Below are 26,485 nucleotides of genomic sequence, written 5' to 3'. Positions count from 1 at the left end.
ATGCGACCGCGCGGAGGTGGCAGAAAGGTTCCCTTGCTCACGCCAACCGGCGGACGGCCAGGGCGCGGCAGGCGAGCAGGAGCGCGCCGGTGATCGCGAAGGTCGCGGGATATCCGGAGGCGGCGATGAGGACGCCGAAGCCGATCGCGCCGAGTCCGTGGCCACCGTCGTACGCGATGTTCCACGCAGTGCTCGCCGTGGCCGAGTCCACGCGTTCCAGCATGAGGATCAGCGTGGTGTTCTGGACGGCTCCGAAGCCTGCGCCGAACACCGCGGCCCCAGCCAGCGCCACCGGGTCAGCCGTCCACGCGGCGACCGCGAGCAGCACCACGCCGATGCCTCCCAGCAGCACCGATGGCGCTAGGACGCCTCGCAGGCCGAACCGATCGCCGAGGCACCCGGCAAGCCAGCGGCCGAACATCGTGGCGGCGGCGAAGATCAGGAGTGCGGCGGGCGCGACCGCGGGATCAACGGCGAGCGGCAGGAATGCCGTCAGGCCACCGGCGGCCGCCGTGTTGAACACCATGATCGTCCAGGACGGCAGCAGCGCGGCGGGCCTGGCCGGCGCGCCTCGTTCTCTGGCTCGGGTGCGCACTCGCTCGATGCCCACGATCGTCAGCGCGGCGGCGAGGGGAACCACACCGGCAGCCCAGAACAGGGGGCCGAACCCGATTCGACCGCTCAGCCACACCCCGGCGGGCAGCAGCGCCACGTTCGGCAGACCGATGGCGAGGCCGTAGTAGGCAGCCGCGCGGCCCCGCTGCGCAACCGGCACGAGTTCTGCGGTCAGCGCCGATCCGGTGACGGTCAGCAGTCCGAAACCGACACCGCGCAGCGCGGAGACCGCGAACAACATCCACATGTCGCTGGAGAGCACGAACAGCGGTGTGGGTGCTCCGATCAGCGCGGTTCCCAGCGCGAACAGGCCGCGGCAGTCGGTCCGTTTGAGCAGCCACGGCATCGCCAGTTGCGTGAGAACGGTGACGAGCATGAACACGGCGTTCGTCGCACCGGCTGCGATCTCGCCGGCACCACCTGCGACCGCCCACAACGGCACCACCGGTAGGAGCAGGGCGTATCCGGAGAACCCGCCAACCGTCGCGATCAGCAGGTAACGGAACGACCGCCGACGCAGCGGTGTCGTCGATTCAGACGAGACGGGTGTTCGCACTTGTTCTTGATAGGCGGTGCGGACATGGCCTGTCCATTCGTCCGTCCGGTGAGAACGCTCTCCGCCGGCGAGCGTTGGGCGGCCAAGCGCTGTGACGCCAGGCGTGGACCGGTATGTCCACGCTCTTCGAACGGGCGCGGCACATCTCCGGAACGGGGAAGTGACAGGAAGGTTCCCATGCTCGGCGCGCGCGAAAGTGCCCGTGCGGGGAGGTGACGTCGGCACCCCGGCCTGATCGGGGCGCGTTCAAGTGGGCGCGGTGTCGTCCCGCTCGACGCGGGACGACACTCGTCTCACTCGTCCAGTTCTTCCAGCGCCGCTTGGGCTGCTTCGAGTTCGGCTCGGAGCTGCTCGACGCGGGCGCGGTGCTGCTCGCGGGCGGCTTCGATCACCGGCTCCACGGCCGCAGCGACATCGTCGTGCAGCACCTTCGCGGCTTGAGCGACGGCGGTGGCCGGGACCTGGGTCGGCTTGACGAGCTTCCGCTTGGTGTTGGCCACTTCAACGCTCCACTGGCCGTTGTCGTCGGCCGTGAGCGTCACGACAGCGCCACCGACCGGCTGCTTGGCCGGGCGCGGTTTGCGTCGTGCCGAATCGGTTTCCGCGGACTTGGCCGTGGTGCGGGCTGGTGTAGTGGCAGGGGCGGCCGCAGTCGGTTTCGCAACCGGCTTTTCCTGCGGCTTCGCTGCGGTGTCCGGACTCGGTTTGCCTGCCGGGGCTTTCGCGGCCGGCTTGGCAGCCGGTTCCGGCGTGGACTTCTTGCGCGGTGGTTTGACCTGTGTGATCTCTGCGGTCGAGAACGACAGGACGTCCTTCGAGCCGGCCGGCCGGACTTGGATGAAGTCCCCTTCGGCCGGCTCGCCGAGCGCGATCACCTTGCCGGAACGTCCTTCTTGGACTCCGACTGCGGAGCTGGTGAACCACACGGTTGGTGTGGTTCCGGCGCTGAGCTCCTCGCGGATTGCGCGCAGTTCATCGGACGACAGCGGTGACATCGCCGCCCCTAGCTAGGGTGCGCCCCAGTGGGGCTGCTCGACAGTGGCTTGACCACTATATCGAACGCCCGTGCGAAGATTCAACCGGGTTTGATGACCTCCCGCCTCAGCGGGGAGCGACCTCGTAGTCGGCAAGGTCGACCTTCCTGGTGCGCATCCAGTACTTCCAGGTGAATCCCGGCCACAGCGTGCGGTTGACGCCGTTCTCGTCGAGGTACCAGCTCCGGCAGCCGCCCACGGACCACACGCCGTCGCCCAGCTCGGACTGCAGCTCGCGGTTGAAGGCGTCCTGCACCGGCTGTCGGACGTCGACCTGTCCGATCTCGCCCTTGTGGATCCGGCGGATGCAGTCGATCACGTAGTTCAGCTGCGACTCGATCATGAAGACGACCGAGTTGTGGCCGAGGCCGGTGTTGGGCCCGAGGAGGAAGAAGAGGTTGGGAAAGCCGGAAACGGTGATACCGAGGTAGGTTTCAGCACCTTCGCGCCAGTTGTCCTGGAGCTTGCGCCCTTCTCGCCCGACGATGGCGAGGTGGTCGTAGGCGTCGGTGACGTGGAAGCCGGTGCCGTAGATGATGGCGTCGACCTCGTGCTCCTGGCCGCCACCGGTCACCACGGAGTTCTTGCGCACCTCGGCGACACCGCTGGTGTCGACGTCGACGTTCGACCGGTTCAGCGCCGGGTAGTAGTCGCTGGAGAGCAGGATGCGCTTGCACCCCATCGAGTAGTCGGGCGTGACGGCCTTGCGCAGCTTCGGATCCGAGATCGTCTTTCGGATGTAGCGCTTGGACAACCACTCTGCGGCCTTGCCGAGGCGCTTGTTGAACACGGCGAAGAACCGGGCCTCGAGGATCCAGTACATCGCGACGCGTGCTGCGCGCTGGGCCAGCGGGACCCTGCGGAACAGCTTCTGGACCGCTTCCGGGATCGGGCGATCAGGCTTGGGCTGGATCCACGGGGGCGTGCGCTGGAACAGGTGCAGCTGGTCCGCCTGCTCGGCCACGCGGGGGACGAACTGGATCGCGCTGGCCCCGGTTCCGACGACCGCAACGCGCTTGCCCCGGAGGTCGTAGTCGTGGTTCCACTGCGCCGAGTGGAAGATCTCGCCCTCGAAGTCCTGCACGCCGGGGAGCTCGGGATAACTCGGGATGTGCAGGGCACCGACACCCGACACCAGGGCGCGGCCGACGTACTCGGTCCCGTCGCCTGTGGTGACCAGCCAGGTCTTGCTCTGCTCGTCGTACTCGGCGCCGGTGAACTCCACGCCGTAGTGCACGTGGTCGCGGACCCCGTACTTGTCCGCGCAGTGGCTCAGGTAGTCATTGATCTCGCCCTGCTCGGCGAACAGCCGCGACCAGTCCGGGTTCTGCTCGAACGAGAACGAGTACATCAACGAGGGCACGTCGCAGGCGCATCCCGGATAGGTGTTGTCCCGCCAGGTTCCGCCGAGGTCGCTGTTCTTCTCCAGCACGATGAAGTCATCGATACCGGCCTGCTTGAGCTTGATCGCCATGCCGAGACCGGAGAAGCCGGTTCCGACGATGACTACCGAAGTCTCGTATCGACGCTGGTCAGGCGACTGCCTCTGCACCATCAGAGCCCCTCCTCGGACACCGGCACTCGATCTACTCCGGAGTAGGCTACTACGAGTAGGTTACCTGCGGTAGGGTTGTTTCGTGACGAGCTCTCCTGCACCGACCAGCGGCCGCAAGCGAATGTCCCGGGCCGAGCGCGAAGCGCAAATCCTGGAGGTCGCCGAGCGGGTGTTCGCCGGCAACGGCTACCAGACGACGTCCATGGACGACATCGCAGCTCAGGTGGGTCTGTCCAAGCCGATGCTCTACGAGTACTTCGGCTCCAAGGAAGGACTCCTGCTGGCATGCCTGCGGCGGGCGAAGGCAGAACTGCTCGCCGCGACCAGCCAGGCCGCGGCCAACGCCGCCAGCCCGGAAGAGCTCCTCTACGACTGCCAGCTGGCCTTCTTCCGCTTCGGCGACGAGCACGCGCAGGCGTGGGCGCTGCTGCGCAACGAGTTCTCCATCCCCGGCAGCTCGGTCAACACGGAGCTGGAAGCCATCCGCGTTCAGCAGCGCGACTTCACCGCCGACCTGCTGCGCGCGGTCTGCGACAGCCTCGCCGACGAGCAGGCGGAGGCCTGGGCGGAGGTGATCATCGGCGCCAGCGAGCGGCTCGCGGTCTGGCGCGAGCACCGCCCGGAGGTCACCGCCGAGAAGGCCACCGAGCACATGATCACCTTGTTCGCTCCGGGCCTGGGTTTCTGACGCATCGAAGCCCGACACCGGCGCGCGGACCGGCGCATGGGAACCTTCCTCTCACCACCGCCGTCGGTCACACGCGCCGAATTCACTCGTTCGAGCTGCATTTGCCGAATACGGCTCAAGATCTTTAACGCCGTCTCCGATGTCGAGTCAGCCGTGCCAACACCTCAGACTCGAGGAGATCCAATCTTGCGCTCCTGGACCACGCGCACAGTCAAGGCGGCCGTCATGGCCGCAGGCCTCGCCACCGTCGGCACCGGTGCCGCGAACGCGGCGGGAACCACCGACATCCAAAAGCCCGATCTGACGTCCGTGCCGGACGAGATCGCCGCTGAAATCCCGGCCAACGCCTGCCAGATGCAGGAAGGCCCCTCGTTCAGCCCCACCAAGGCGCCGTGCGCGGACGCTCAGCTGAACGCGAGCTCGCCGAACGTCATCAAGAAGGTCGGCGTGGACATCACCAAGACCGCGCACGGCGTGGCCGGCGAGCTGCAGGACGGCCGTCCCGTGCTCGCCCCCGGGAAGCCGAACCGCGTGCTCGGGCACGTCTTCGCCGAAACCACGCGGGTTTCGAACATGACCAAGACCCGGCCCACGGTCGGCGGTTCGGTGACCCCGGGCCACCTCGGCGTCATCTACGAGCACACGCCCGACGCGACGCTGCTGGACACCGAGGTCGGCCCGCGCGAGCCGAACCACCAGGGCTTTTCGGCCGTGGACACCGCGGTGGAACTGACCGCCGCCCAGGGCTACGAGTCCGAACCGATCAGCAACCCGGTTGCCCTGGTCGCGCCGACGCTCAACAACAACCCGTTGCAGACCTCCGGTGAGCCGCTGACGCTCGCCAAGCCCAGCGACGTGCTTCCCGCCACGAAGAACACCCCGGTCGTGTCCGAGGCCGACAAGGTCGTCGGAGCCGTCGCCGAGGCACCTCTTCAGCGGATCAGCGGTGTCCTGCCGCAGAACTGAGGAACGTCGCATCATCGGGCCCAGCCCTAAATCCATAGTGGAATGTCCGGTTCCGGTCACTCCATCGAGGGTATTCGGCTGAAAACGCCCTTCTGAGTTCGACTTGGACACGAGCCATGTCGCAGACTCTGCCGCGCGACACAGGAGAAGAGCAGAAATTCCCTGTGCCGCAAGGGTTAATACCCTGAAGAACAGTCATCCATAAGGAGTGCCACAGTGCGTACCGCTGCACGTATCGCCGGCGTTGCCGGCGCCGCCACCGCCATGCTGGCCCTGGCCGGCCCGGCGTTCGCCGACAGCGCGGACAACGAGGGCGTCAACGGGGCGAACGACAACAACATCAGCGCCGTGCCGGTGCAGGCCTGCGGTGACAACGTCGCCGTCCTGGGCGCCGTCGTCCCGGTTCTGTCGCCGCAGACCCCGCAGTGCGTCAACGCCCCGGTCGTGGACCACCCCCAGGGCTGAACTCGCTGAGCGAACAACGAGGCGCCGGGCCCCTTTTCGGGCCCGGCGCCTCGTCATATCAGCTCACGCCGCAGAAGTCGCCTTCACGATCTCCGCGTCCGGCTCGCCGATGTCGAACGGCTCGCCGTTGGCAGCGCGCTTGACCAGCGATTCCGGCGGCTGGAACCGGTCGCCGTAGCGTTCCGCGAGTTCGCGGGCGCGGGCGACGAATCCGGCCAGACCACCGGGGTAGGCGTTCATGTACTGCACGACGCCTCCGGTCCACGCCGGGAAACCGATACCCATGATCGAGCCGATGTTGGCGTCCGGCACCGAGGTCAGCACGCCCTCGTCGAGGCACTTCACCGTTTCCAGCGCCTCGGCGAACATCATCCGCTCGATGAGGTCAACCAAGCTGACCGAAGCCGGATCGGTGTCGGCCGATCCGAAGTGCTCGGCGAGTCCGGGCCACAGCCCGGTCCGCTTGCCGTCGGCGTAGTCGTAGAAGCCGGCGCCACCGGAACGCCCGGTGCGGTCGAACTCCTCCACCATGCGATCGATGACCTGCTCGGCCGGGTGCGGATCCCACGTGCCGCCCGCTGCTTCCACCGCGGCCTTGGACTCGTCGCGGATCTTGCGGGGCAGCGTCAGGGTCAGCTCGTCGAACAGCTGCAGCACCGGAGCTGGGAAGCCCGCCTGCGACGAGGCCTGCTCGATGGAGGCCGGGTGGATGCCCTCGGCCAGCATCGCCACACCCTCGTTGATGAAGGTGCCGATGACCCGGCTGGTGAAGAAGCCCCGGCTGTCGTTGACCACGATCGGCGTCTTGTTGATCTGCCGCACCACGTCGAACGCGCGGGCCAACGTGCTGTCGCTGGTCTGCGCACCCGAGATGATCTCGACCAGCGGCATCTTGTCGACCGGCGAGAAGAAGTGCAGGCCGATGAAGTCCTCGCGGTTGCGGACACCTTCAGCGAGGTCGGTGATCGGCAGCGTCGAGGTGTTGGAGCACAGCAGCGCGTCGCTGTCGACGACGTCCTGGATCTCGCTGAAGACCTGATGCTTGAGCTTGAGGTTCTCGAAGACGGCCTCGATGACCAGGTCGCATCCCGACAGCGGCTCGACCTGGTCGGTCGCGGTGATCCGGCCGAGCAGCTCGTCGGCCTTCTCCTGCGTGGAACGACCCCTGGCGACGGCCTTCTCGAGGAGCTTCGCCGAGTAGTCCTTGCCCTTCTCGGCGTTCTCCAGCGAGACGTCCTTGAGCACGACCTGCATGCCCGCCTTGGCGCAGACGTAGGCGATGCCGGCGCCCATCATGCCGCCGCCGAGAACGGCGACCTTCTTCGCGCGGAACTCCGGCACACCGTCGGGACGGCTGCCACCGGCGTTGATGTGCTGGAGGTCGAAGAAGAAGGCCTTGCTCATGTTCTTCGCGGTCTGCCCGCAGACGAGCTCCACGAAGTAGCGGCCCTCGATGTCCAGCGCGGTGTCGAAGTCGACCTGGCTGCCCTCGACAGCGGCGGCCATGATGTTGCGCGGAGCGGGCATGGGGGCGCCCTTGAGCTGCTTGCGCAGGTTGGCCGGGAACGCGGGCAGGTTGGCGGCGAACTTCGGGCTCGACGGGGTTCCGCCCGGGATCTTGTGCCCCGGGGTGTCCCACGGCTGAGTGGCTTCGGGATTGGCCTTGATCCACTCCTTGGCCTTGCCGAGCAGGTCTTCCTGGGTGTCGACCAGCTCGTGGATCAGCCCGGTCTTGAGGGCCTTCTCCGGACGCAGCTGCTGGCCCTGGAGCAGGACGTTGAGCAGCGCGTCGGCGATGCCGAGCAACCGCACGCTGCGCACGACGCCACCGGCGCCGGGCAGCAGACCGAGGCTGACCTCGGGGAAGCCGAAGCGCGCCTTGGGGTTGTTCAGCGCAATGCGGTGGTGGCAGGCCAGCGCGATCTCCAGGCCGCCGCCGAGCGCGGTCCCGTTGAGCGCGGCGACGACGGGCTTGCCGAGGGTTTCGAGGCGGCGCAGCTGCTTCTTGACGTTGGCGGTGGTGGCGGTGACCGACTCGCTGTCTCCAGGGCGGGCCTGGATGAGCTCACGAAGGTCGCCCCCTGCGAAGAAGGTCTTCTTCGCAGAGGTGAGGACCACGCCGGTGATGTTGTCGCGCTCGGTTTCCAGGCGCTGCAGGGTTTCGTCCATGCTCGCCTGGTAGCGCAGGTTCATGGTGTTGGCCTGCTGCTGCGGGTCGTCCAGGGTCAGCACGACGATTCCGTCGGCGTCGGACTCCCAGCGGATGGTGTTCTGCTCGCTCATGTCTGATGTGTCCCTCAGCCGATCCGTTCGACGATGGTCGCGATCCCCATGCCGCCACCGATGCACAGCGTTGCCAGGCCGTAGCGGAGGTTGCGGCGTTCGAGTTCGTCGATGACGGTGCCCAGGATCATCGCGCCGGTGGCACCCAGCGGGTGACCCATGGCGATGGCACCGCCGTTGACGTTGACCTTGTCGTGGTCGACGCCGAACTCCTTCATGAACTTCAGCGGCACCGCGGCGAAGGCCTCGTTGATCTCGACCAGGTCGATCTGGTCGATGGTCATGTCCGCCTTGCCCAGCGCCTTGCGCACGGCGGGACCAGGGCCGGTGAGCATGATCGTCGGGTCGGCGCCCGACAGGGCGGCCGAGACGATGCGGGCGCGCGGCTTGAGCCCGGTGCGCTCCCCGAGCCCCTCGCTGCCGATCAGCGCCAGCGCTGCGCCGTCGACGATCCCGGAGGAGTTGCCGGGGGTGTGGACGTGGTCGATGTTCTCGACCCAGTGGTACTTCTGCAGAGCGACGGCGTCGAACCCGCCCATCTCGCCGATGTCGGCGAACGAGGGCTTGAGCCCGCCGAGGGACTCGGCCGTGGTGCCGGGACGGATGTGCTCGTCGCGGTCGAGGATGGTCTGCCCGTTGCGGTCCTTGACCGGGACCACGGAGCGGGCGAAGCGGCCGTCGGCCCAGGCCTTGGCGGCGCGGTCCTGCGATTCGGCCGCGTACGCGTCGATGGTGCCGCGGTCGAAGCCCTCGATGGTGGCGATGAGGTCGGCGCCGATGCCTTGCGGGACGAAGGACGTCTCGTAGTTGGTCTCGGGGTCCAGGGCCCACGCACCGCCGTCGGAGCCCATCGCGACGCGCGACATGGACTCGACACCGCCGGCGAGGACGGCGTCCTCCCAACCAGACCGGATCTTCTGCGCGGCGATGTTGACCGCTTCGAGCCCCGAGGCGCAGAAGCGGTTGAGCTGAACACCCGCGACCGTTTCGGGCAGGCCCGCGGCGAGCGCGGCGGTCTTGGCGATGTCGCTGCCCTGATCACCGACGGGCGAGACCACGCCGAGCACGAGGTCATCGATCAGCGCGGGATCGAGCTGCGGATGGCGGCGCTGCAGCTCCTCGATCAGGCCCACTGCGAGGGTGATCGGCTTCACCCCGTGCAGTGACCCGTTTTTCTTTCCACGACCCCGCGGTGTGCGGATCGCGTCGTAGACGAACGCCTCGGACATGTGTGGCGTGCCTCCTCATTCCGGCAGGTGCTCCACCCAGAGTGTGACACCAATGCTGTCACAGTCAATGACAACCCCGCTGTCGGCCGGATGGAGCAGCGTGGGGGAAGAGCTTGGGAACCTTCCGTTCACCATCCACCAACGAACAAGGCCGGATTCCATGACGAAGGGACCCACCACATCACGGCGGGAGCGGGGCCGCTGGTGCCCGCTCCCGCCGAGCGGGATCACCGCAAGAGGGCTTGAACGCCCAAGCCGCGGATGGAGGCATCCAGCACTTGCACCGTGTGGGCCATCGCCATGGTCTCCTCGCGTCGCTCCAGCGCGGTGCGGATCTGCATCGAACAACCGGGGTTGGCCGTCACCAGCAGTTCCGCGCCCGTGTCGAGCACGTTGGCCGCCTTTCGGTCACCGAGTTCCCGGGCTGGTTCGGGCTGCAGCAGGTTGTAGACGCCGGCCGAACCGCAGCACAGCTCGGCCCGGTTGATCTCGCTGAGCTGCAATCCGGGGATCGCACGAAGCAATTCGCGCGGTTGCGACCGGATACCCTGTCCGTGCGCGAGGTGGCAGGCATCGTGGTAGGCGATCTTCACCTCCAGCGGGTGGCGTTCGGCCACCGGACCGAGCTCCACCAGCAATTCGGCGATGTCGCGCACCTTCGACGAGAAGCGTTCGGCCTTCTCCCCGTAAACCGGGTCGTCCTGGAGCAGGCGCGGGTACTCCTTGAGCGTCGAACCGCATCCGGCCGAGTTGATGACCACGTGGTCCACGCCTGCGGCCTCGAAGTCGTCCAGCAGCTCGCGGGCGAACCGGATGGCCTCTTCCTCCCGCCCGGAGTGCTCGCTCAACGCGCCGCAGCAGCCCTGCGACGGAGGAACGATCACGTCGCAGCCCTCGGCGGCGAGGATCCTGGCGGTGGCCGCGTTGACGTCGGGGAAGAACGCCGACTGGACACAGCCGGTGATCATGCCGACCGTGGCTCGCCGAGGCCCCTTCGCCGGCGTTCTCTGGGGAAGTTTCTCGGTTCTGGAGATGGGCGGCGCCAAGGACTCCATGACTTGCAGGCCAGCGGGCAGCTTGTCCATCAGCCCGGTGCGCTTGAGCAACCGGCCGAGCCGGGTCCGCTGGTAGAGGGCGAGCGGGCCGCGCATCGCGCGAAGCCGCTTCGGGTAGGGGAACATCGTGAAGATCGCCGTGCGCAGCAGCTTCTCGAACCGGCCGCGCTCGTGGTGTCGTTCGACCTGGGCACGCGTCTCCGCGATCAAGGTGCCGTACTGAACGCCCGAAGGGCACGCGGTCACGCATGCCATGCAACCCAGGCAGGCGTCGAAGTGCTCGACCATGTTGTCGGTGAGCGGTTCGCCCTCGAGCCCTTCCTTCATCAGGTAGATGCGACCGCGGGGGGAGTCCATCTCCTCCCCCCACAGCTCGTAGGTGGGACAGCTCGGCAGGCAGAAGCCGCAGTGCACGCAGTCGTCGATGAGTTCGCGCTGCGGCGGGTGGAAGACGTCGAAGGCGCCAGGGCCGGTCGGGGTCTCGGTCATCAGATTCCTCCCACGAACCGGCCGGGGGCGAGCCGGTGTTGCGGATCGAACTGGTCCTTGGTGCGGCGCATGAGCGCGAGCGGTCCTGCCGCGATGGGTCCCCACGGGTCGACGAGGTCGAGGACTGCGCGCGGTGCGCGTTCGACGACCACGTAATCGGCGCGGGCCCGCAGCTCCGAGGTCAGGCGGGCGATCGCGGACGGGTCTGCGGACGCGGGCAGTCCCACGTGCAGCACGCCGAGCCCGATCGCACCGCGCGCGGAAATGGGTAGATCACCGGCACTTTGCTCGATGGCGGTCAGCAGCGCGGACATGGCGCCGGGTTCGGCCCCGACTCGCAGCCCGGTTCCGTCGGGGTCGAAGGGGTGCTGTCCCCACCATTCGGGCTGCCCGTCGACGACGTCACCCTCCACCGCGGCCGCCAGCTGCAACGCGCGGTCGTGAGTGGCAGAAGGGCGTCCTTCCAACTGTCCGCAGACGGTGAAAGGACCCCCTGCGGGCCGATCGATCTCGATGGCCGTGGGCATGGCTTGGGATTGGCGGATGGTGTCCGCGGCTCGGGCGGCCGCGGCGGGGTCGTCGGTGATGGTGGTGATCCACCGGTGCTCTGCGGCGACGGGATGCAGCCGGAAGACCGCTTCGGTGATCACGCCGAGGGTCCCGAACGAGCCGGTGTAGAGCTTGCAGAGGTCGTAACCGGCGACGTTCTTCACGACTTTGCCGCCCGCCGTCGTGACGGTGCCATCGGCGAGCACGACGGTGACGCCGATCAGCAGGTCCCGGACACCACCGAACAGGTGCCTGCAGGGCCCGGAGGTCGCGGTCGCGATGACTCCACCGACGGTCGCGGTGCTGATGGGCTGGTCGATGGCGAGTTGTTGCCCGCCTTCGCCCACGAACCGGTTGATCTCGGTGATCGGGGTGCCTGCCAGCGCGTGCACGACGAGGTCGCCCGCCGCGTGTTCGACGATCTCGTTGGCAGGTGAGAAGTCGAGCAGCAGGTCGACGTCGCGGGGCGGAGGACCCCAGTCGAGCTTGCTGCCCGACCCCTTGGGCACGACGCGAAGTTCGTGTTCGGCAGCGACCTTCATCGCGGCCGATGCCTGCTCGGTTCCGGCCACTGCGGCCACCAGCTGGTGACCGATCCCCTCGTTCGCGCTGTTCTCGTCGGCCCGGCGCACGTTGTCGGCGCCGAGCGCTGCCGCCAGCGCGTCGTGGGCGGCCTCGGTGTCTTTCGTCTGCATCAGAACTGGTCCGCCAATCCCGCTTCGGTCAGGGGGTGCACGCCTCTGCGCCGTCCCGGGACTTCTCCGCACAGCCGGGGCGTCGGGAAGACCTTGCCCGGGTTGCAGATTCCGACCGGGTCGAAGGCGCAGCGCACTCGCTGCATCGTGTCGAGGTCGTCGGCGGTGAACATGCGGCCCATGTACTTGACCTTGTCCGCACCGACGCCGTGCTCGCCGGTGATGGAGCCGCCGTGCTCGATGCACAGGTCGAGGATCGCCCCGGACACGGCTTCGGCACGCTCCCCGGCACCGGGCTCGGCGTCATCGAAGAGCACCAGCGGATGCAGGTTGCCGTCGCCGGCGTGGAAGACGTTGGCCACGCGCACGCCGGATTCGCTGGAGAGGCGGGAGATGCGGCCGAGCACCTCGGGCAGAGCGGTGCGCGGGATGACGCCGTCCTGAACGATGTAGTCGGGGCTGATGCGCCCCACGGCGGCGAAGGCGGACTTGCGGCCCTTCCAGATCGTCGCCCGCTCGGCGTCATCGGCGGCGACGCGGATCTCGAAGGCTCCGTGCGCGCGGCAGTGCCTTTCGACCTCGGCGAAGGTGTGCTCGACCTCTGCTGCCGGCCCGTCGAGCTCGACGACCAGGACCGCACCGGCGTCGTCCGGGTATCCGCACTGCACGGCTTGTTCCGCTGCCTCGATGGCCAGCGCGTCCATCATCTCGATGGCTGCCGGCGTCACGCCGTCGGCGATGATCGCCGAGACCGCCGCGCCCGCCTCGTCGGTTGAAGGGAACCCCGCGAGCAGCGTCTGCACCACTTCTGGTTTGCGCAGGAGCCGGACGGTAATCTTGGTGACGATGCCGAGCGTTCCCTCGCTGCCGATGAAGGCTCCCATCAGGTCGTACCCGGGAGCTTCGCGCCCATCGGATCCGAGTTCGACGAGCTCGCCGTCGGGAGTCACGACCTCGAGGCCGAGGATGTGGTTGACGGTGAACCCGTACTTCAGGCAGTGCGCGCCGCCCGAGTTCTCGGCGACGTTGCCGCCCACCGAGCAGACCTGCTGACTGGAGGGGTCGGGAGCGAAGTAGTAGCCCTGCGGCGCAGCGGCTTTGGTGACGTCGAGGTTGATCACGCCGGGCTCTACGACGGCGCGCTCGTTGACGACGTCGATCTCCATGATGCTGCGCATCCTGGAGGTGACCACGAGGACCCCGGACGAGTGCGGGAGCGCACCGCCTGACAGGCCGGTGCCCGACCCTCGTGCGACGAAGGGAATCCCTTGCGCGGCGCAGGTTCGCACGACGTCCCGGACCTGCTCCGCGGTCTCGGGCAGCACAACCACGGCCGGGATCACCCGGTGGCTGGCGAGCCCGTCGCATTCGTAGGTGCGCAGGCGCTGCGGATCGGTGATCACCGCGCCGTCCGGCAGCGCCGCGCGGAATTCCGCTGCAGCGGTCTCCAGCGCGGCCGGACTTCCCGCCGCGCGCTCGGCTTCGACACTGGCCGACTGCATCGTTCAGCCTCCCGGGGAAACTTCCGCCTGGCAGAAAAACGGTTCCGTGGACGGAAATCCTAGGTTGCCCACAACATAGATACAAGAGGTGGACAAGATGGAACACCGTCACCCCGAGTGTGCACGAATATGCACTTCAGAGACGATCTCCGCAGGTCGAACCGGCGCGGCAGGAATGGGAGGAAGGTTCCCATCCACCACCCGAACGTCCTAAAGACTCACCAGAGCCTTGGCCGAGGGGAAGGCCTGCTCCCCCAGCCGGTCCACCGCCGCCAGCACGTGTCCGCTGGGGAACCGGTACCGAATCCGGTCGGGAACCGACCCGCCGAACGCGCGGAACGCCTTGGCCCCTGCCGTTGCGACCGGGCCGGGCATCGCCGGCCTGGCGTGCAGGTCGTGCGCCCAGTCCGGGAGCAGCGAATACGCCAAGTGCCCCACCGGCAGATAGCCGACGTTGAGCGGCCGCAACCACCACGTCGTGAAGGGGTGGTGCAGGAACCGGAACACCACGTCCGACTCCCGGGTGCGCTCGAGCTCAGGGCGCACGCGTCGGAAGTAGTCATCCATCTCGCTGCGTGATCCGGGCACCTGGTCCGGGTCGAGGCCCACCAGCTCCGCTGAGCGGCGCTGCTCGGCGAAGTAGCGGTCGTGCTGGGCGTCGCTGAGCGGAAACCCCGCTCGTCGCACGACCTCGGAGAACGATGCGACCTCGGCGCAGTGCACCCAGAGCAGTAGGTCCGGGTCGTCCAGTCGGATCTCGTCGCCGGTCCGCGGATCGACGGCACTCAGCTTGCGGTGGACGCGTCGCACGCGTTCGGCGGCGGTGTGGGCCTTGTCCGTCGTCCCGTAGGTGGCGACACCGACGAAGTCGCTGGTGCGGCGCAACCTGCCGATCGGATCTTCCTGGAACCGCGAGTTCTGCACGACCGCGGCCACCGCCCGCGGGTGCAGCGCTTGCAGGAACAAGCTGCAGATCCCCGCGATCCACATCGTTGGATCACCGTGCAGATGCCAGGACACCGTTCTCGGTCCGAACAGTCCACCATCCGCCATCACCGATCAGCCTCCTGCGATCAGTACAGGTATCAGTTGCTCCGCCGAGGTCAGGGAGCCGTGATGGCCCCGCATCTTCGATTCGCCTGGCTCTGCCACCGACCGGATGACGCCGGTGGTGCGCAACAGGGCGAGCACGTCGCCGATGCGCGGCCGCACCGCGTCGGTCACCGGGCCGAAGTAGCCCTCGTCGATCGCCTGCTCGCCGGTGATGACGCTGCCGGTCTCGCCGACGGTGTCCCGCCAGGTGGCGAGCACGTCGTCCCGCGCGCCGGGCCGGGTGTAGATGTGGCGGGCCCGCACCTCGCCGCCGAGCAGGCGGACTCCCTCCAGCAGCGCTGGATCGCCGTCGGCGTCGATCAGCTGCTCCGGGGGCAGATCGACCATGCCGTGGTCGGCGACGACCGAGAGCACGACGCCCGGTGGTAGTCGTTCGGCGACCATCTGCGCGAACGCGTCGATCTGCCGCAGCTGCATGCGCCACTGGATCGAACCGGGTCCGTACACGTGTCCCAGATGGTCCACCCCGGCGTGGTAGCCGTAGCAGAGGCTGGGGCCAGGGCTCTCGGCCGCGTCGAGGAGCTCTGCGCCGAGGTCTCCCAGTTCCCGTACGCCGCGGAAATTCGCACCGCGCAGCGAGGCCTCGGTCAGGCCGGTGCCCTTGAAGTGACGGGGGACCGCGAGGCGAACGTCGACTCCGGCCGCCGAGGCCCGTTCCAACACGGTGGCGTGGGGCTGCACCTGTTCCGGTGGCCACCGCTCCATCAGGCTCGCCCGGTCGTCGTCAGGCGAGTCCCGGACCGTCCAGCTCAAGGGGTGCAGCAGACCTCCGCCCGGTTCGGCGAAGGTGTAGCCGACGATGCCGTGCTCCCCCGCGCAACGACCGGTGCCCAGCGAGGCGATGCTGGTGACGGTGGTGGTGGGAAACCCTGCTGTCAGCGGCGGAGGGTTCTGCAGGCTCGACAGGAACGGCGCGTCGGCTTCGTGCGCGCGCAGCAGCTCGTGGCCGAGCCCGTCCACCAGCAGCACCAGGGCACTGCGGCACGGCGGGATGCCGATGGTGTCGGTGAAGCTCTCGACGCCCATCGCGGCCAGCATCGATGGGAAGACGTCGCGCAGCGCGCGACCATCGGGATCTGGGGCGACGATCCAGTCCACGGTTCGCCTCCTTCGCGGCGGGACGCGGGAACCGGCTGGCGCCGGTCCCCGCGGACACCGTCAGAATCCCATGGAACGGCCGATGATCTCCTTCATGATTTCGGTCGTGCCGCCGTAGATGGTCTGAACGCGGGAATCCAGGTAGGCCTTGGCCACCGGGTACTCGGTCATGTAGCCGAAACCGCCGTGCAGCTGCAGGCAGCGATCGACGACGCGCTTGTTGAGCTCGCTGAGCCACCACTTGGCCATCGCGGCGTGTTCGATGCTCAGTTCGCCTCGAACGTGCTCTTGCACGCAACGGTCCGCGAAGACCTGCCCGATCTGGACCTCGGTTTCCATCTCGGCGAGCTCGAATCGGGTGTTCTGGAACTTGCCGATCGGCCGGCCGAAAGCGGTGCGCTCGCGGCAGTAGTCCTTGGTGAGCTCCAGAACCTTGGCGGCCGAGGCAATAGCGGCCACGCCGATCGAGAGCCGTTCCTGCGGCAGGTTCTGCATCAGGTAGATGAAGCCCTGCCCTTCCTCACCGAGGAGGTTGCGGGCGGGCACGCGCACGTCGGTGAAGTAGAGCTCGGCGGTGTCCTGGGCCTTCTGGCCGATCTTGTCGAGGTTGCGACCGCGCTCGAAGCCGGGCATATCGCGCTCGACGACCAGCAGGCTGATGCCCTGGTGTCCCGCGTCCGGGTCGGTGCGGGCCACGACGATCACCAGGTCGGACATGATGCCGTTGCTGATGAAGGTCTTCTGCCCGTTGAGCACGTAGTCGTCACCGTCGCGGACCGCGGTGGTGCGGATGCCCTGAAGGTCGCTGCCCGCGCCGGGTTCGGTCATCGCGATGGCGGTGATCAGTTCCCCGGAGCAGAAGCCCGGCAGCCAGCGCTGCTTCTGCTCGTCGTTGGCCAGCTTCGTCAGGTAGGGAGCGATGATGTCGTTGTGCAGCGGCGATCCGAACCCGGAGATGCCCGCGGACACCAGCTCCTCGTCGAAGACGACGTTGAACCGGAAGTCGTCGACGCCGCCACCGCCGTACTCGTCGTCGACGGCGAAACCGAGCAGGCCGTGCTCACCGGCGGCCCGCCAGGACTCCCGGCTGACCTGACCTGCGGCTTCCCACTCCTCGTTGTGCGGGACGAGTTCCTTGTTGATGAAGGTCCGAGCCGTTTCTCGGAACGCCTCGTGCTCGGGCTCGAACAACTCCCTGCGCATCTTCACGCGTCCTTCCGGTTCGTGGCGGGCGGAGCGAGGAGGGGAACCTTCCTGTCACCGTCATCCCGCGAGGTGGCTGTGTGGGAACGAATCTGTCTGTGGTTCGCGTCGCGGATCACCGAGGCGCGGAGCGCATGGCGCCCGAGTCGAGCAGGTCGTGGGAAAGGCCCCATTCGCTCAGCACTTCTTCGGTGTGCGCGCCGGGAGTGGCGACCGCTCCGGGCGAGGGGTTCGGGGTGCGGCTGAAGCGCGGGGCGGGCGCTGGTTGCAGCGTGCCCTCGCGGCGCACCAGGGTCTGGCGGGCGGCCAGGTGCGGGTGTTGTTCCGCCTCGGCCATCGACAGGACGGGGGCGACGCAGGCGTCGGTGCCGTAGAAGACTTCGGTCCACTCGGCGCGGGTGCGCTGCTTGAACCGCTCGGCGAAGGCCTCCCTGAGCTCCGGCCATGTCGAGGCGTCGTCGCGGTCTGGGACCTTTCCTGTCAGTTCCAGCTTCTCGAGCAGCTCCGCGTAGAACTTGGGCTCCAGCGCGCCGACCGACATGTACTCGCCATCGGACGTTTCGTAGACGTCGTAGTAGGGGGCACCGGTGTCGAGCAGGTTGGTGCCGCGTTCAGTGCTCCACCCGCCGCTCGCGAAGAAGCTCCACAGCATGGATCCCAGGTGCGCGGTTCCGTCGACGATGGCGGCGTCGACGACTTGGCCGCGACCGCTGGCGCGTGCTTCCAGCAGTGCCGCGAGGACTCCGACCGCCAGGTACATCGCTCCGCCGCCGAAGTCGCCGAGCAGGTTCGCCGGGATCTGCGGCGGACCGCCCTGGCGGCCGATGGCGTGCAGCATGCCGGTGAGCGAGACGTAGCCGACGTCGTGACCGGAGGTGGGGGCCAGCGGGCCGTCCTGGCCCCACCCGGTCATGCGCCCGTAGACGAGTTTCGGGTTGAGCTCCCAGCACTGGTCGGGGCCGACTCCAAGCCGTTCGGTGACACCGGGACGCAGGCCTTCCAGCAGCACGTCGGCCTCTTTCGCGAGCGCTAGCACGGCTTCTGGGCCTCTTTCGTGCTTGAGGTCGACCTGCACGGACCGCTTGCCGCGGTTGAGCAGGTCGTCGTCGCCGCTGACGCCCGGCCGGTCGACGCGGACGACGTCCGCGCCGAGGTCGGCCAGCAGCATCGCGCAGAAGGGCGCTGGACCGATGCCGGCGAGTTCGACGACTTTCACCCCGGCCAGCGGGCCACCCGTTGCCGTCACGACAAAATCCTCTCCACGACGCGGAAGCCCGAGCCCTCGGACAACGCTGTGCCACGCGACACAAGAATCATGACGCAATCAGTGTTACATCGTTGGTGTTACAGCGGTCAAGGAGTAACGTGTCGGCATGCTCCGAACTGCGGACGAAGAGCTCACCATCGACGAACTGGCCGCCCGTGCCGGAGTGACCGTGCGAACGGTCCGGTTCTACTCGTCGCGCGGGCTGCTGCCGGCTCCACGTCTGCGCGGTCGTCTCGGACTGTACGGCGCTGAACACCTCGCGCGACTGGATCTGATCCGCGAGCTGCAGACGCTCGGTTTCACGCTGTCCGCCATCGAGCGACACCTGCAGCGCATCCCGGAAGGTTCCTCGCCGGATGAACTCGCCTTGCAGCGCGCGCTGATCGCGCCGTGGACCGACGACCACGCCGAGGAGCTCGACCGCCACGAGCTGGATCGCCGCGCGGGCAGGCACCTCGACGACGACCTGGTCGAGCACCTGGTGGAGCTGGGGATCCTGAAGCGGCTCGACGATCCGGACAAGCTGCAGATGCCCAGCCCGGCGATGCTGGGAGTGGGCCTGCAGATCCTCGACCTGGGGCTACCGCTGCAGATGCTGGTGCAGGCCAAGGGAATCGTCGAGCGGCACACCGCGCAGATCGCGACCGAGCTGCGCGAGCTGTTCGCCGAGAACGTGCTGCGCCCCTACGTCGAGCAAGGACGTCCCGAGAACGAGCGCGATCGGGTGCGCGTGGTGACCGACCAGCTCCGCCCGTTGACCATTCAGGTCCTGGTCAACGGCTTCCAGCGCGCGGTCAACGACGTGATCCGCGACCACGTCTGATTTCGCCTGATTCTTCCGGAACGCCGTCGGGGTGTACCGGTTCGTCGGAACGTGTTCCAGCATTCGGCGCTGGTTTCGGTCCGCCCCGATCAGGTTTCATCGCCTCAACGCGCGTCAGTCGCAACCGTTGTTCGGGGCGAGGGGAGATCGGCTGCGATGAGCACCTTGGACGGCTGGGCCGAGGCGGCACTGGAAACGACGATCCCCCGCTTGTTCTCCCGCACCATCGCGCAGTTCCCCGACGAGCCGGCGCTGACCGACGCCAACCGGACCTTCACCTGGAAGCAGGCGGGTGAGGAGGTCGAGCTGCTGGCGGCCGCGTTCACCGCACTGGGCCTGCAGCGAGGTCAGACGATCCTGCTGATGATGTCCAACCGCACCGAGCACTGGTTCTCGGACGTCGCCGCAGCGCATCTGGGCGCCGTTGCCGGCACCCTGCATCCCGCGCTGAGCCAGGACCAGGTGCACGCCATCGCCACCCACAGCCGCGCGCGAATGGTGGTGCTGGAGAGCGGCGATCAGCTGCGGCGATGGGCGAAAGCGCTGCGCAACGCAAGCACGATCGAGCACGTGGTGGTGCTCGACGACGCGGTGATGATCAGCGCGGATCACCGCTTCCACACCTGGGCGGATCTTCGAAGACGAGGGGACGAGCGCGTGCGCGCGGATCCCGGGCTGCTCCGGCGCGAGAGCGACGTGATCACTCCTGGCACACCGGCGACCGTCATCTACCCGAACGAGGACAGCGATCGTCTCAAGGGCGTGGTGCTGACCCAGCGCAACCTCTGCTTCGCCGCTGCGGCGCTGCACCAGCTCACCCGTTCAGAGCCGAACGCGAGGCGGCTGAGCTACCTGCCGCTCAGCCAGATCACCGAACGACTGGTGGGGATCTGCGCGGCGATCCACGACGCCGCTCACGTGCACTTCTGCGCTGATCAGGACGTGCTGGCCACGCTGCCGAAAACCAGACCCGCTCTGCTGATCGCCTCCCCACCGGTGTGGTCGCGACTGGTGGGCGCGCTTCGCGAAATCTCCGCTGAACAGCGCAGATCGGCCCGCGACGCGCAACGGGCGCGGGCCCGCCTCGGGCTCGGCCGGACGGTGTTGCCTGCGACCGGGACCGGCCGGATCGATCTCGACGTGCTGGAGCAGTTCAGCGGCATCGGCCTGGAGATCTGCCAACTGTGGGGACTGGCCGAGACGACCGGATGCACCACCACGAACCACTCGGGAGGGCGCCGCACCGGAACGGTCGGTCGCGCGATGCCCGGCACCCAGGTCCGCATCGCAGCGGACGGCGAAGTGCTGGTGCGCGGCCCGCTGGTGTGCGCCGGCTACCTGGAGGCCGACGGCATGATCCGGCCCGTCACCGATGCCGACGGCTGGCTGCCGACGGGCGATGTCGGCGTGCTGGACGCCGATGGGTACCTGACGATCACCGGCCACAAACCCGAGCTGTTCGACGCTGAGCTCCCGCCTGCGCTGTGACGGCGGGTTCCGCGCATGGGAACCTTCCTGTCACTCCGGCTGGCTCCGGTCCCGTGGAGTCGATCGGCTGCCAGCGCTCCGCTCGGCGGGACCAGCGGGTCGGTTCGCAGCGCACCGCGCAGAGGGCTCGCGCTCGCGATGTCCCGTGATCGCGAGAACGTCCAGCCCTCTTCCGCAACGAACCCTCCGGGCCTGGGATTTGCACTGGGCACTGGCTCTCGTTGAGCCATTCGGAGGAGATAACGTGAGGCCATGGCTACCGATGGCGAAAGCGGGAGCTCGCGCTGGCCGCGGCGGCTCTACCAAGATGGCGAGGAGCCTGATCCTCGGTTCACGCTCGCCAACGAGCGGACCTTCCTGGCCTGGATCCGCACCGCGTTGGCGCTGATGGCCGGTGGTGTGGGCGTCGAAGCCCTCAACGCCGTGGCGGCCGAACCCAGCGACCTGCGGGTCGTGCTGGCGATCGCATTGCTCCTGGCCGGGGTTCTGTGCAGCGCAACGGCCTTCACGAGGTGGGTCGCCACCGAGCGCGCCTTGCGCCGCGGTCAGCCGCTGCCCGCGCCTCGACTCGCTCCCGCGCTGGGCTACGGGCTGGGACTGATCGGTGTGGCGGCCTGCGTGCTGCTGTTCGTGACCGGGTTCTGAGGTGAGCGAGCGCCGGCCCTGGGATCCGGGGTTGCAGATCGAGCGCACGACGCTGGCCTGGTCGCGCACGGCATTGGCGTTCACCGTGAGCCTGCTGGTGCTGCTGAAGCTGATCACGCATCAGAGCGCGACGGCGGCGATCGTCTGCGCTGTGGCGACCTTGCCGGTCAGCGGGCTGGTGGCGTGGCTGGTGTGGCGCCGCCACCAGCACAGCGAGCGTCGTCTGCGCGCACGAGCACCGCTGCCGGGCGGGGGGTTGCCCGCCGCGACAGCGGTGCTGGCGATGCTCGCCGGCGCTACCGGCTTGGTGTACGTCCTGTTCGCTTAGGCGACGCGGACGTCGATGTTGATGTTCCCGCGGACGGCGTTGGAGTACGGGCACACGGCATCCGCGGCTTCCGCGATCTGCTGAGCCTGCTCACCGGGTACGCCCGGCAGGTCGACGACCAGGGCGACGCTGAGGCCGAAGCCTCCTTCGCCATTCGATCCGATGCCGACCTCGGCGGTGACCGAGGAGCCTTCGATGTCGAGCTTCTTCTTGCGGGCCACGAGCTGCAGGGCGCTGTGGAAGCACGCCGAGTAGCCGGCCGCGAACAGCTGCTCCGGGTTGGTCGCGTCGCCGGAGCCGCCCATCTCCCTGGGGATGGCCAGTTCGAGGTCGACCAAGCCGTCGGAGGTGCGGGTTCGCCCGTTGCGGCCTTCGCCCGTCGCGGTCGCCTCCGCCGTGTACAGAACAGTCATCACTTCGTCTCCCGATTCTCGGTGACCCGGTTGGCCGCGTCGTTCAACGTGGTCGTCAGGGCTTCCAACGTGGTCCGCAGCTGCTCGACCTCACCCAGGTCCATCCCCGTCGCCGACACCATCCGCTGCGGGATGTCGCGCGCCTGCTGCCACAGGGCGCGCCCGTCCTCGGTGATCGCCACGCGAACGGACCGCTCGTCGGTCTCGCTGCGAGTGCGGACGAGCAGGTCGCGGGCCTGGAGTCGCTTCAGCAGCGGTGACAACGTTCCCGAATCGAGCCTGAGCAGCGCGCCCAGCTCCTTGACCGTCAGCGACTCGCGCTCCCGCAGCACCAACATCACCAGGTATTGCGGGTAGGTCAGGCCGATCTCGTCGAGGAACGGCCGGTAGAGGTTGGTGAAGGCCCGCGACGCGCTGTGCAGCGCGAAGCAGAGCAGCCGGTCCAGCGTCGATCCCGATTCCGTCGTCACACCGGAAACGGTAGTGCACAACTAAGTTGTGCACAACCTAATTGGCCACAACTGTTCCCTTGGAAGACGTCGGGAAGATGAACCGCGCAGGTCACAGCTACGAAGAGGCCCGAGGTGGTGACAGGAAGGTTCCCATCCTCACCCCGGGCGTCCTCAGCACTCGATGACGTTGACGGCCAAGCCGCCGCGCGCGGTCTCCTTGTACTTGACCTTCATGTCGCGGCCGGTCTCCCGCATCGTCTTCATAACCTTGTCCAAGGACACGAAGTGCGTGCCGTTGCCGCGAAGCGCCATCCGGGCAGCGGTGATCGCCTTGACCGAAGCCACGGCGTTGCGCTCGATGCACGGGATCTGCACCAGCCCGCCGATCGGATCGCAGGTGAGCCCCAGGTTGTGCTCCATCGCGATCTCCGCGGCGTTCTCCACCTGGCTCGGCGTGCCGCCGAGGACCTCGGCCAGACCCGCTGCGGCCATCGAGCACGCTGAGCCGACTTCACCCTGGCAGCCCACCTCGGCTCCGGAGATGGATGCGTTCTCCTTGAACAGAACGCCGATCGCCCCGGCCGTGAGCATGAAGCGCACCACGCCGTCCTCGTCGGCTCCGGGAACGAACCGCGCGTAGTAGTGCAGCACCGCTGGCACGATGCCCGCCGCACCGTTGGTCGGTGCGGTCACCACGCGACCGCCTGCCGCGTTCTCCTCGTTGACCGCCAGCGCGAACAGGGTGACCCATTCCATCGGGTCGTCCTGATCGGTCAGCGCCGCGGCCAACTCCGCCGCACGCCGTCGCACCTTCAGACCACCGGGCAGCTCGCCGGTGTTGCCGCATCCGTTGTCGACGCATTCCCGCATGACCCGCCAGATGTCCAGCAGGCCCGCCCGCACCGCGGATTCCTCGCGCCACGACAACTCGTTGGCCAGCATCACGCCGCTGATCGGCAGGTTGGCTTCCTCGCAGCGCAACAGCAGCTCGGCCCCGGTGTTGAAGGGAATGGGAACCGCTGTCTCATCCGCTTTGACGCGGTCCGCACCGACCGCGCCCTCGTCGACGACGAAGCCACCGCCCACGGAGTAGTAGACGGCAGAATCCAGCTCGCCGCCGTCGTTGCCGGTGGCGGTGAACCGCAGGCCGTTGGGGTGTTCCGGCAGCGACTTGCGCCGGTGCAGCACCAGGTCTCGCGCGCTGTCGAAGGGCAGCACGTGGTCTCCGCCGAGCCGCAGCAGACCACTCCCCTCGATCTCGCCGACCCGTTGCGCACCCGCCACCGGATCCACCGACTCCGGGCGATGCCCTTCCAGACCGAGAAGGACCGCGTTCGGGCTGCCGTGACCATGACCGGTCGCGCCAAGGGACCCGAACAACTCCGCTTTGACCCTGTTGACCTTGAAGATCGACCCGTTCTCGCGCAGCCTCTCGGTGAACCGCTGCGCTGCGCGCATCGGTCCCACCGTGTGCGAGCTGGACGGGCCGATCCCCACCGAGAACAGGTCGAAGACACCGATCGTCATTGATCGCCTCGCCTCGTTCCGGGTTCCCCGGGCTACTCGTTGATCAACTCGGCGTATTGCTGGGCCGTGAGGGTCGCACCGGTCTCGCTGACCCGCACCTCGATCAGCCAGCCTTCGCCGTAGGGGTCGGAGTTGACCACGGCGGGGTCGTCCACAGCGGACTCGTTGATGGTCACGACCTCGCCGGTGACGGGCGCGAACAGGTCGCTGACGGACTTGGTGGATTCGAGCTCACCACAGGCCTGACCGGATTCGATCTTGTCGCCGGTGTCGGGGAGCTGCACGAAGACGATGTCACCGAGGGCACTGGCGGCGTGCTCGGTGATGCCGATGCGAACGATCTCGCCCCGGTCCTCGATCCACTCGTGCTCTTCGGTGTAGGACAGGTTCGCGGGCAGCGACATGAGGGAGGCTCCGTAGCTGTTGGAGGGGCCGTTGCGCCCCGGTTTCGGCTGGGCCTCCCCCTCTGTTGCGGAACCTGAGAGCTTCGCCGCCGGAGCGGCTTGCACCGTGGGTGGCTTCGTCGACGTCGACGAGCGCTTTCCAGAGTCGCCTCGCCCGAGCGGTCATGGGTGCCTGAGAGTTTGCTGGGGAGTGTTGCTCCTTCGGCGCCCTGCACTGCTGGCAGAGTCTCTCCCGCACGGGGTCGATGGCCGGTATGCGATTGTCGATTTGCTCAGCAACGATAAACGGGCCAGCGAGACTGTCAATGCACATGTGATCTCTGCCGGCACGTCCTTGCCTCGAGGAGGCCCCTTCGATGCTCGACATCCGGGCACTGGTGGAGCGGGTGGGCCCGGCCCTGTTGCGCACGGTGTTCAGCCCGGAGCCCAACACGATCGCCGGCGACGTGGTCATCGCCGAACCGGATCAGCCCACGACCGCCGCAGGCGGTGACCTCGTGCTGGGGGTGGGTGTCAACGACGCCGAGCAGGCGATGCGCTTGGTGCGCGATTGCGGCGAGCAGGGCGCGGCCGCGGTGTTGCTCAAGCCGCCCGTGTCGGTGCAGAGCGCTGTTGTGGAGGCCGTGCGCACCGCTGATGTCGCCCTCGTGGAGGTTCGCCCCGGCACCGCTTGGGCGCAGCTGGTGTGGTTGATCCGCGCGGCCTTGGCAGGCGGGATCAGGCAGGCGGAGGAGAGCGGGGGCGGCGTCGCGGACCTGTTCCGCCTAGCCGACGCGGTCGCCGACGTCGTGGACGCGCCGGTGACCGTCGAGGACGCCCATTCGCAGGTGCTGGCTTACTCGGCCCGGCAAGACCTGACCGATCCGGCGCGGATCTCCACGATCATGGGCCGCAAGCAGCCGGACGACGTGCTCGCGAAGTTCCGCGCCCGCGGCACGTTCCGCCAGCTCACCAAGGGCAGCTCGGCGATCTTCGTGCCCGCTCAGCAGGACGGGACGCTGCCGCGCCTGGTGATGCCGATCCGGATGGGCGGCGAGCTGCTGGGCTCGATGTGGGCGGTGGTGCCCGGCCCCGTCTCGGAGGAACGCGCGACCGCGTTCGCCGACACCGCACCGCTGGTGGCGCTGCAGCTGCTGCGCTGGCGGGCGGTCGCCGACGTGCAGCGGCGACGATCGGCCGAGCAGGTGCGGTTGGTGCTCGACGGCAGCGAGGGCTGGCGTGCCGCAGCCAACGAACTGGCGGTCCCCCACGAGGAGCACCGCGTGATCGCCATCGAGATGGCCGCCTCCGAAGAACCGGCGGAGGGGCAGCGGCTGGCGATGTGGGAGTGGATCACGCGCGGGATCGGGCGGCGACCGCTGGTCACGGAGGTCGGCACCGTGCTGTACGCGCTGGTGCCCGACCGGGCGCGCGGCGGCGGTTGGCCGGAGCTGCGTCAGGCGTTGACCTCCCACGATCTTTCCCCTCGCCCGCTCGTAGCCGTGGGAACCTCCGTGCCGGTCACCGACGTGCCGCAGTCCCGAGCCCAAGCCGATGAGCTGATCGGCCTCCTGCGCACTGGATTGGTGCAGCAACGGGTCGCGATCTACGAGGAGTTGTGGCACCTGCTGGTCCTCAGTCGGATGGCCGGGGCCGCCGCTGATGCGGGCGCCGCGACGTTGGGACCCTTGACGGTGCTGCGCGGCCACGATCGCGCGCAGGGCACCGAGTACCAAGCGACCTTGCACGCGTGGCTGCGGTATCCCGGCGACCCCCGCCAAGCCGGCCGCGAGCTCCAGGTGCACCCGAACACCTTCCGGTACCGGATGAAGCGGATCGGGCAGCTGGTCGACGTCGACCTCGACGACCCGGACGTCCGGTCGGCCCTGCTGGTCCAGCTGCTGACCGAGAGGTGGGCGCAGCACGGGTGAGCCGGTGAGCGAACCGTCGCGGTCGCGAGCATGGGAACCGATCTGCCACTCCTGCCCCAGTCCGCCCGCACGCACGGACGTTGTGCTGGCAGAACAAACACCCCCGCCTCATCTCATGCTGTGGAAATGATGC

Annotated in this window: 24 protein-coding genes and 2 riboswitches; of the genes, 8 read left to right on the top strand and 16 right to left on the bottom strand. The window is 68.1% G+C overall.

The features are described 5' to 3' along the window. Positions 1-37: 37 nt before the first annotated feature. From ACYVF3_RS17240 to ACYVF3_RS17230, 3 genes are all read right to left on the bottom strand, one after another. A complete protein-coding gene (locus tag ACYVF3_RS17240) occupies positions 38-1,171 on the bottom strand; it encodes an MFS transporter (protein WP_461155244.1) in 1,134 nt (377 codons plus the stop codon). Between the two features lie 293 nt (positions 1,172-1,464). Then, positions 1,465-2,046: a DUF6319 family protein gene (locus ACYVF3_RS17235; protein ID WP_461155243.1), complete on the bottom strand. Its 582-nt coding sequence runs from the start codon at positions 2,044-2,046 to the stop codon at positions 1,465-1,467. 226 nt (positions 2,047-2,272) lie between these two features. Further along, positions 2,273-3,760, bottom strand: a complete 1,488-nt coding sequence (locus ACYVF3_RS17230; RefSeq protein ID WP_461155242.1) for a flavin-containing monooxygenase — start codon at positions 3,758-3,760, stop codon at positions 2,273-2,275. A gap of 82 nt (positions 3,761-3,842) precedes the next feature. Here ACYVF3_RS17230 and ACYVF3_RS17225 point away from each other — a divergent pair, with 82 nt between their 5' ends. The 3 genes from ACYVF3_RS17225 (at position 3,843) to ACYVF3_RS17215 (ending at position 5,879) form a co-directional block, all read left to right on the top strand. Then, entirely contained in the window at positions 3,843-4,448 is a 606-nt protein-coding gene (locus tag ACYVF3_RS17225; protein ID WP_461155241.1) for a TetR/AcrR family transcriptional regulator, read from the top strand. 186 nt (positions 4,449-4,634) lie between these two features. After that, positions 4,635-5,414 carry a hypothetical protein gene (locus ACYVF3_RS17220; protein ID WP_461155240.1) on the top strand — a complete coding sequence of 260 codons (780 nt, stop codon included), beginning with the start codon at positions 4,635-4,637 and terminating at the stop codon, positions 5,412-5,414. Between the two features lie 216 nt (positions 5,415-5,630). Then, positions 5,631-5,879: a hypothetical protein gene (locus ACYVF3_RS17215; RefSeq protein WP_461155239.1), complete on the top strand. Its 249-nt coding sequence runs from the start codon at positions 5,631-5,633 to the stop codon at positions 5,877-5,879. A 63-nt stretch (positions 5,880-5,942) separates the two neighbouring features. On the opposite strand, the gene ACYVF3_RS17210 is transcribed toward ACYVF3_RS17215, so the two are convergent. The 9 genes from ACYVF3_RS17210 to ACYVF3_RS17170 all read right to left on the bottom strand — a co-directional run bounded on the left by ACYVF3_RS17210 (position 5,943) and on the right by ACYVF3_RS17170 (position 18,341). Next, positions 5,943-8,162 (bottom strand): 3-hydroxyacyl-CoA dehydrogenase NAD-binding domain-containing protein, encoded by a 2,220-nt coding sequence (locus ACYVF3_RS17210; protein WP_461155238.1) that lies wholly within the window; start codon positions 8,160-8,162, stop codon positions 5,943-5,945. A 14-nt stretch (positions 8,163-8,176) separates the two neighbouring features. Further along, entirely contained in the window at positions 8,177-9,391 is a 1,215-nt protein-coding gene (locus ACYVF3_RS17205) for an acetyl-CoA C-acetyltransferase (RefSeq protein WP_461155237.1), read from the bottom strand. Between the two features lie 227 nt (positions 9,392-9,618). Continuing rightward, positions 9,619-10,935: a (Fe-S)-binding protein gene (locus ACYVF3_RS17200; protein WP_461155236.1), complete on the bottom strand. Its 1,317-nt coding sequence runs from the start codon at positions 10,933-10,935 to the stop codon at positions 9,619-9,621. Further along, entirely contained in the window at positions 10,935-12,179 is a 1,245-nt protein-coding gene (locus ACYVF3_RS17195; protein ID WP_461155235.1) for an FAD-binding oxidoreductase, read from the bottom strand. Before ACYVF3_RS17195 ends, ACYVF3_RS17200 begins: the two co-directional genes overlap by 1 nt. After that, positions 12,179-13,681 (bottom strand): FAD-linked oxidase C-terminal domain-containing protein, encoded by a 1,503-nt coding sequence (locus ACYVF3_RS17190; protein WP_461155234.1) that lies wholly within the window; start codon positions 13,679-13,681, stop codon positions 12,179-12,181. Before ACYVF3_RS17190 ends, ACYVF3_RS17195 begins: the two co-directional genes overlap by 1 nt. A 210-nt stretch (positions 13,682-13,891) precedes the next feature. After that, entirely contained in the window at positions 13,892-14,671 is a 780-nt protein-coding gene (locus ACYVF3_RS17185; protein ID WP_461155233.1) for an oxygenase MpaB family protein, read from the bottom strand. A 69-nt stretch (positions 14,672-14,740) separates the two neighbouring features. Beyond that, positions 14,741-15,892, bottom strand: coding sequence for an alkaline phosphatase family protein (locus ACYVF3_RS17180; RefSeq protein ID WP_461155232.1), 1,152 nt, complete (start codon positions 15,890-15,892; stop codon positions 14,741-14,743). A 60-nt stretch (positions 15,893-15,952) separates the two neighbouring features. Continuing rightward, positions 15,953-17,095 (bottom strand): acyl-CoA dehydrogenase family protein, encoded by a 1,143-nt coding sequence (locus ACYVF3_RS17175; RefSeq protein ID WP_461155231.1) that lies wholly within the window; start codon positions 17,093-17,095, stop codon positions 15,953-15,955. Between the two features lie 115 nt (positions 17,096-17,210). After that, on the bottom strand, positions 17,211-18,341 hold the full coding sequence (locus ACYVF3_RS17170; protein WP_461155230.1) for a CaiB/BaiF CoA transferase family protein: 1,131 nt from the start codon (positions 18,339-18,341) through the stop codon (positions 17,211-17,213). 127 nt (positions 18,342-18,468) lie between these two features. Here ACYVF3_RS17170 and ACYVF3_RS17165 point away from each other — a divergent pair, with 127 nt between their 5' ends. From ACYVF3_RS17165 to ACYVF3_RS17150, 4 genes are all read left to right on the top strand, one after another. Then, on the top strand, positions 18,469-19,185 hold the full coding sequence (locus ACYVF3_RS17165; RefSeq protein WP_461155229.1) for a MerR family transcriptional regulator: 717 nt from the start codon (positions 18,469-18,471) through the stop codon (positions 19,183-19,185). 156 nt (positions 19,186-19,341) lie between these two features. Then, positions 19,342-20,673 (top strand): AMP-binding protein, encoded by a 1,332-nt coding sequence (locus ACYVF3_RS17160; RefSeq protein WP_461155228.1) that lies wholly within the window; start codon positions 19,342-19,344, stop codon positions 20,671-20,673. Positions 20,674-20,925: 252 nt separating this feature from the next. Further along, on the top strand, positions 20,926-21,318 hold the full coding sequence (locus tag ACYVF3_RS17155) for a YidH family protein (protein ID WP_461155227.1): 393 nt from the start codon (positions 20,926-20,928) through the stop codon (positions 21,316-21,318). A gap of 1 nt (position 21,319) precedes the next feature. Then, complete coding sequence (locus tag ACYVF3_RS17150) at positions 21,320-21,646, top strand: DUF202 domain-containing protein (protein WP_461155226.1); 327 nt, start codon at positions 21,320-21,322, stop codon at positions 21,644-21,646. Here the strand turns inward: ACYVF3_RS17150 and ACYVF3_RS17145 are convergent. The 4 genes from ACYVF3_RS17145 to gcvH form a co-directional block, all read right to left on the bottom strand. Continuing rightward, entirely contained in the window at positions 21,643-22,059 is a 417-nt protein-coding gene (locus ACYVF3_RS17145) for an organic hydroperoxide resistance protein (RefSeq protein WP_461155225.1), read from the bottom strand. The two genes, ACYVF3_RS17150 and ACYVF3_RS17145, sit on opposite strands and share 4 nt — an antisense overlap. Then, positions 22,059-22,529, bottom strand: a complete 471-nt coding sequence (locus ACYVF3_RS17140) for a MarR family winged helix-turn-helix transcriptional regulator (RefSeq protein ID WP_461155224.1) — start codon at positions 22,527-22,529, stop codon at positions 22,059-22,061. The genes ACYVF3_RS17145 and ACYVF3_RS17140 overlap by 1 nt, the downstream gene beginning before the upstream one ends. Before the next feature lie 153 nt (positions 22,530-22,682). Beyond that, positions 22,683-24,038: an L-serine ammonia-lyase gene (locus ACYVF3_RS17135; protein WP_461155223.1), complete on the bottom strand. Its 1,356-nt coding sequence runs from the start codon at positions 24,036-24,038 to the stop codon at positions 22,683-22,685. A 32-nt stretch (positions 24,039-24,070) separates the two neighbouring features. Next, complete coding sequence (gene gcvH / locus ACYVF3_RS17130; protein ID WP_461155222.1) at positions 24,071-24,442, bottom strand: glycine cleavage system protein GcvH; 372 nt, start codon at positions 24,440-24,442, stop codon at positions 24,071-24,073. Between the two features lie 52 nt (positions 24,443-24,494). Further along, a riboswitch (glycine riboswitch) is annotated at positions 24,495-24,591 on the bottom strand. Next, a riboswitch (glycine riboswitch) is annotated at positions 24,592-24,687 on the bottom strand. It lies immediately after the preceding riboswitch. Positions 24,688-24,798: 111 nt separating this feature from the next. On the opposite strand from gcvH, the gene ACYVF3_RS17125 reads away from it, so the two are divergent. After that, a complete protein-coding gene (locus ACYVF3_RS17125) occupies positions 24,799-26,352 on the top strand; it encodes a PucR family transcriptional regulator (protein ID WP_461155221.1) in 1,554 nt (517 codons plus the stop codon). The last annotated feature ends 133 nt before the right edge of the window (positions 26,353-26,485 follow it).

The organism is Saccharopolyspora tripterygii, from assembly GCF_054778355.1.
Note: the sequence above shows the minus strand (reverse complement) of the source record. Positions and strands in the feature narration are given on the sequence as shown.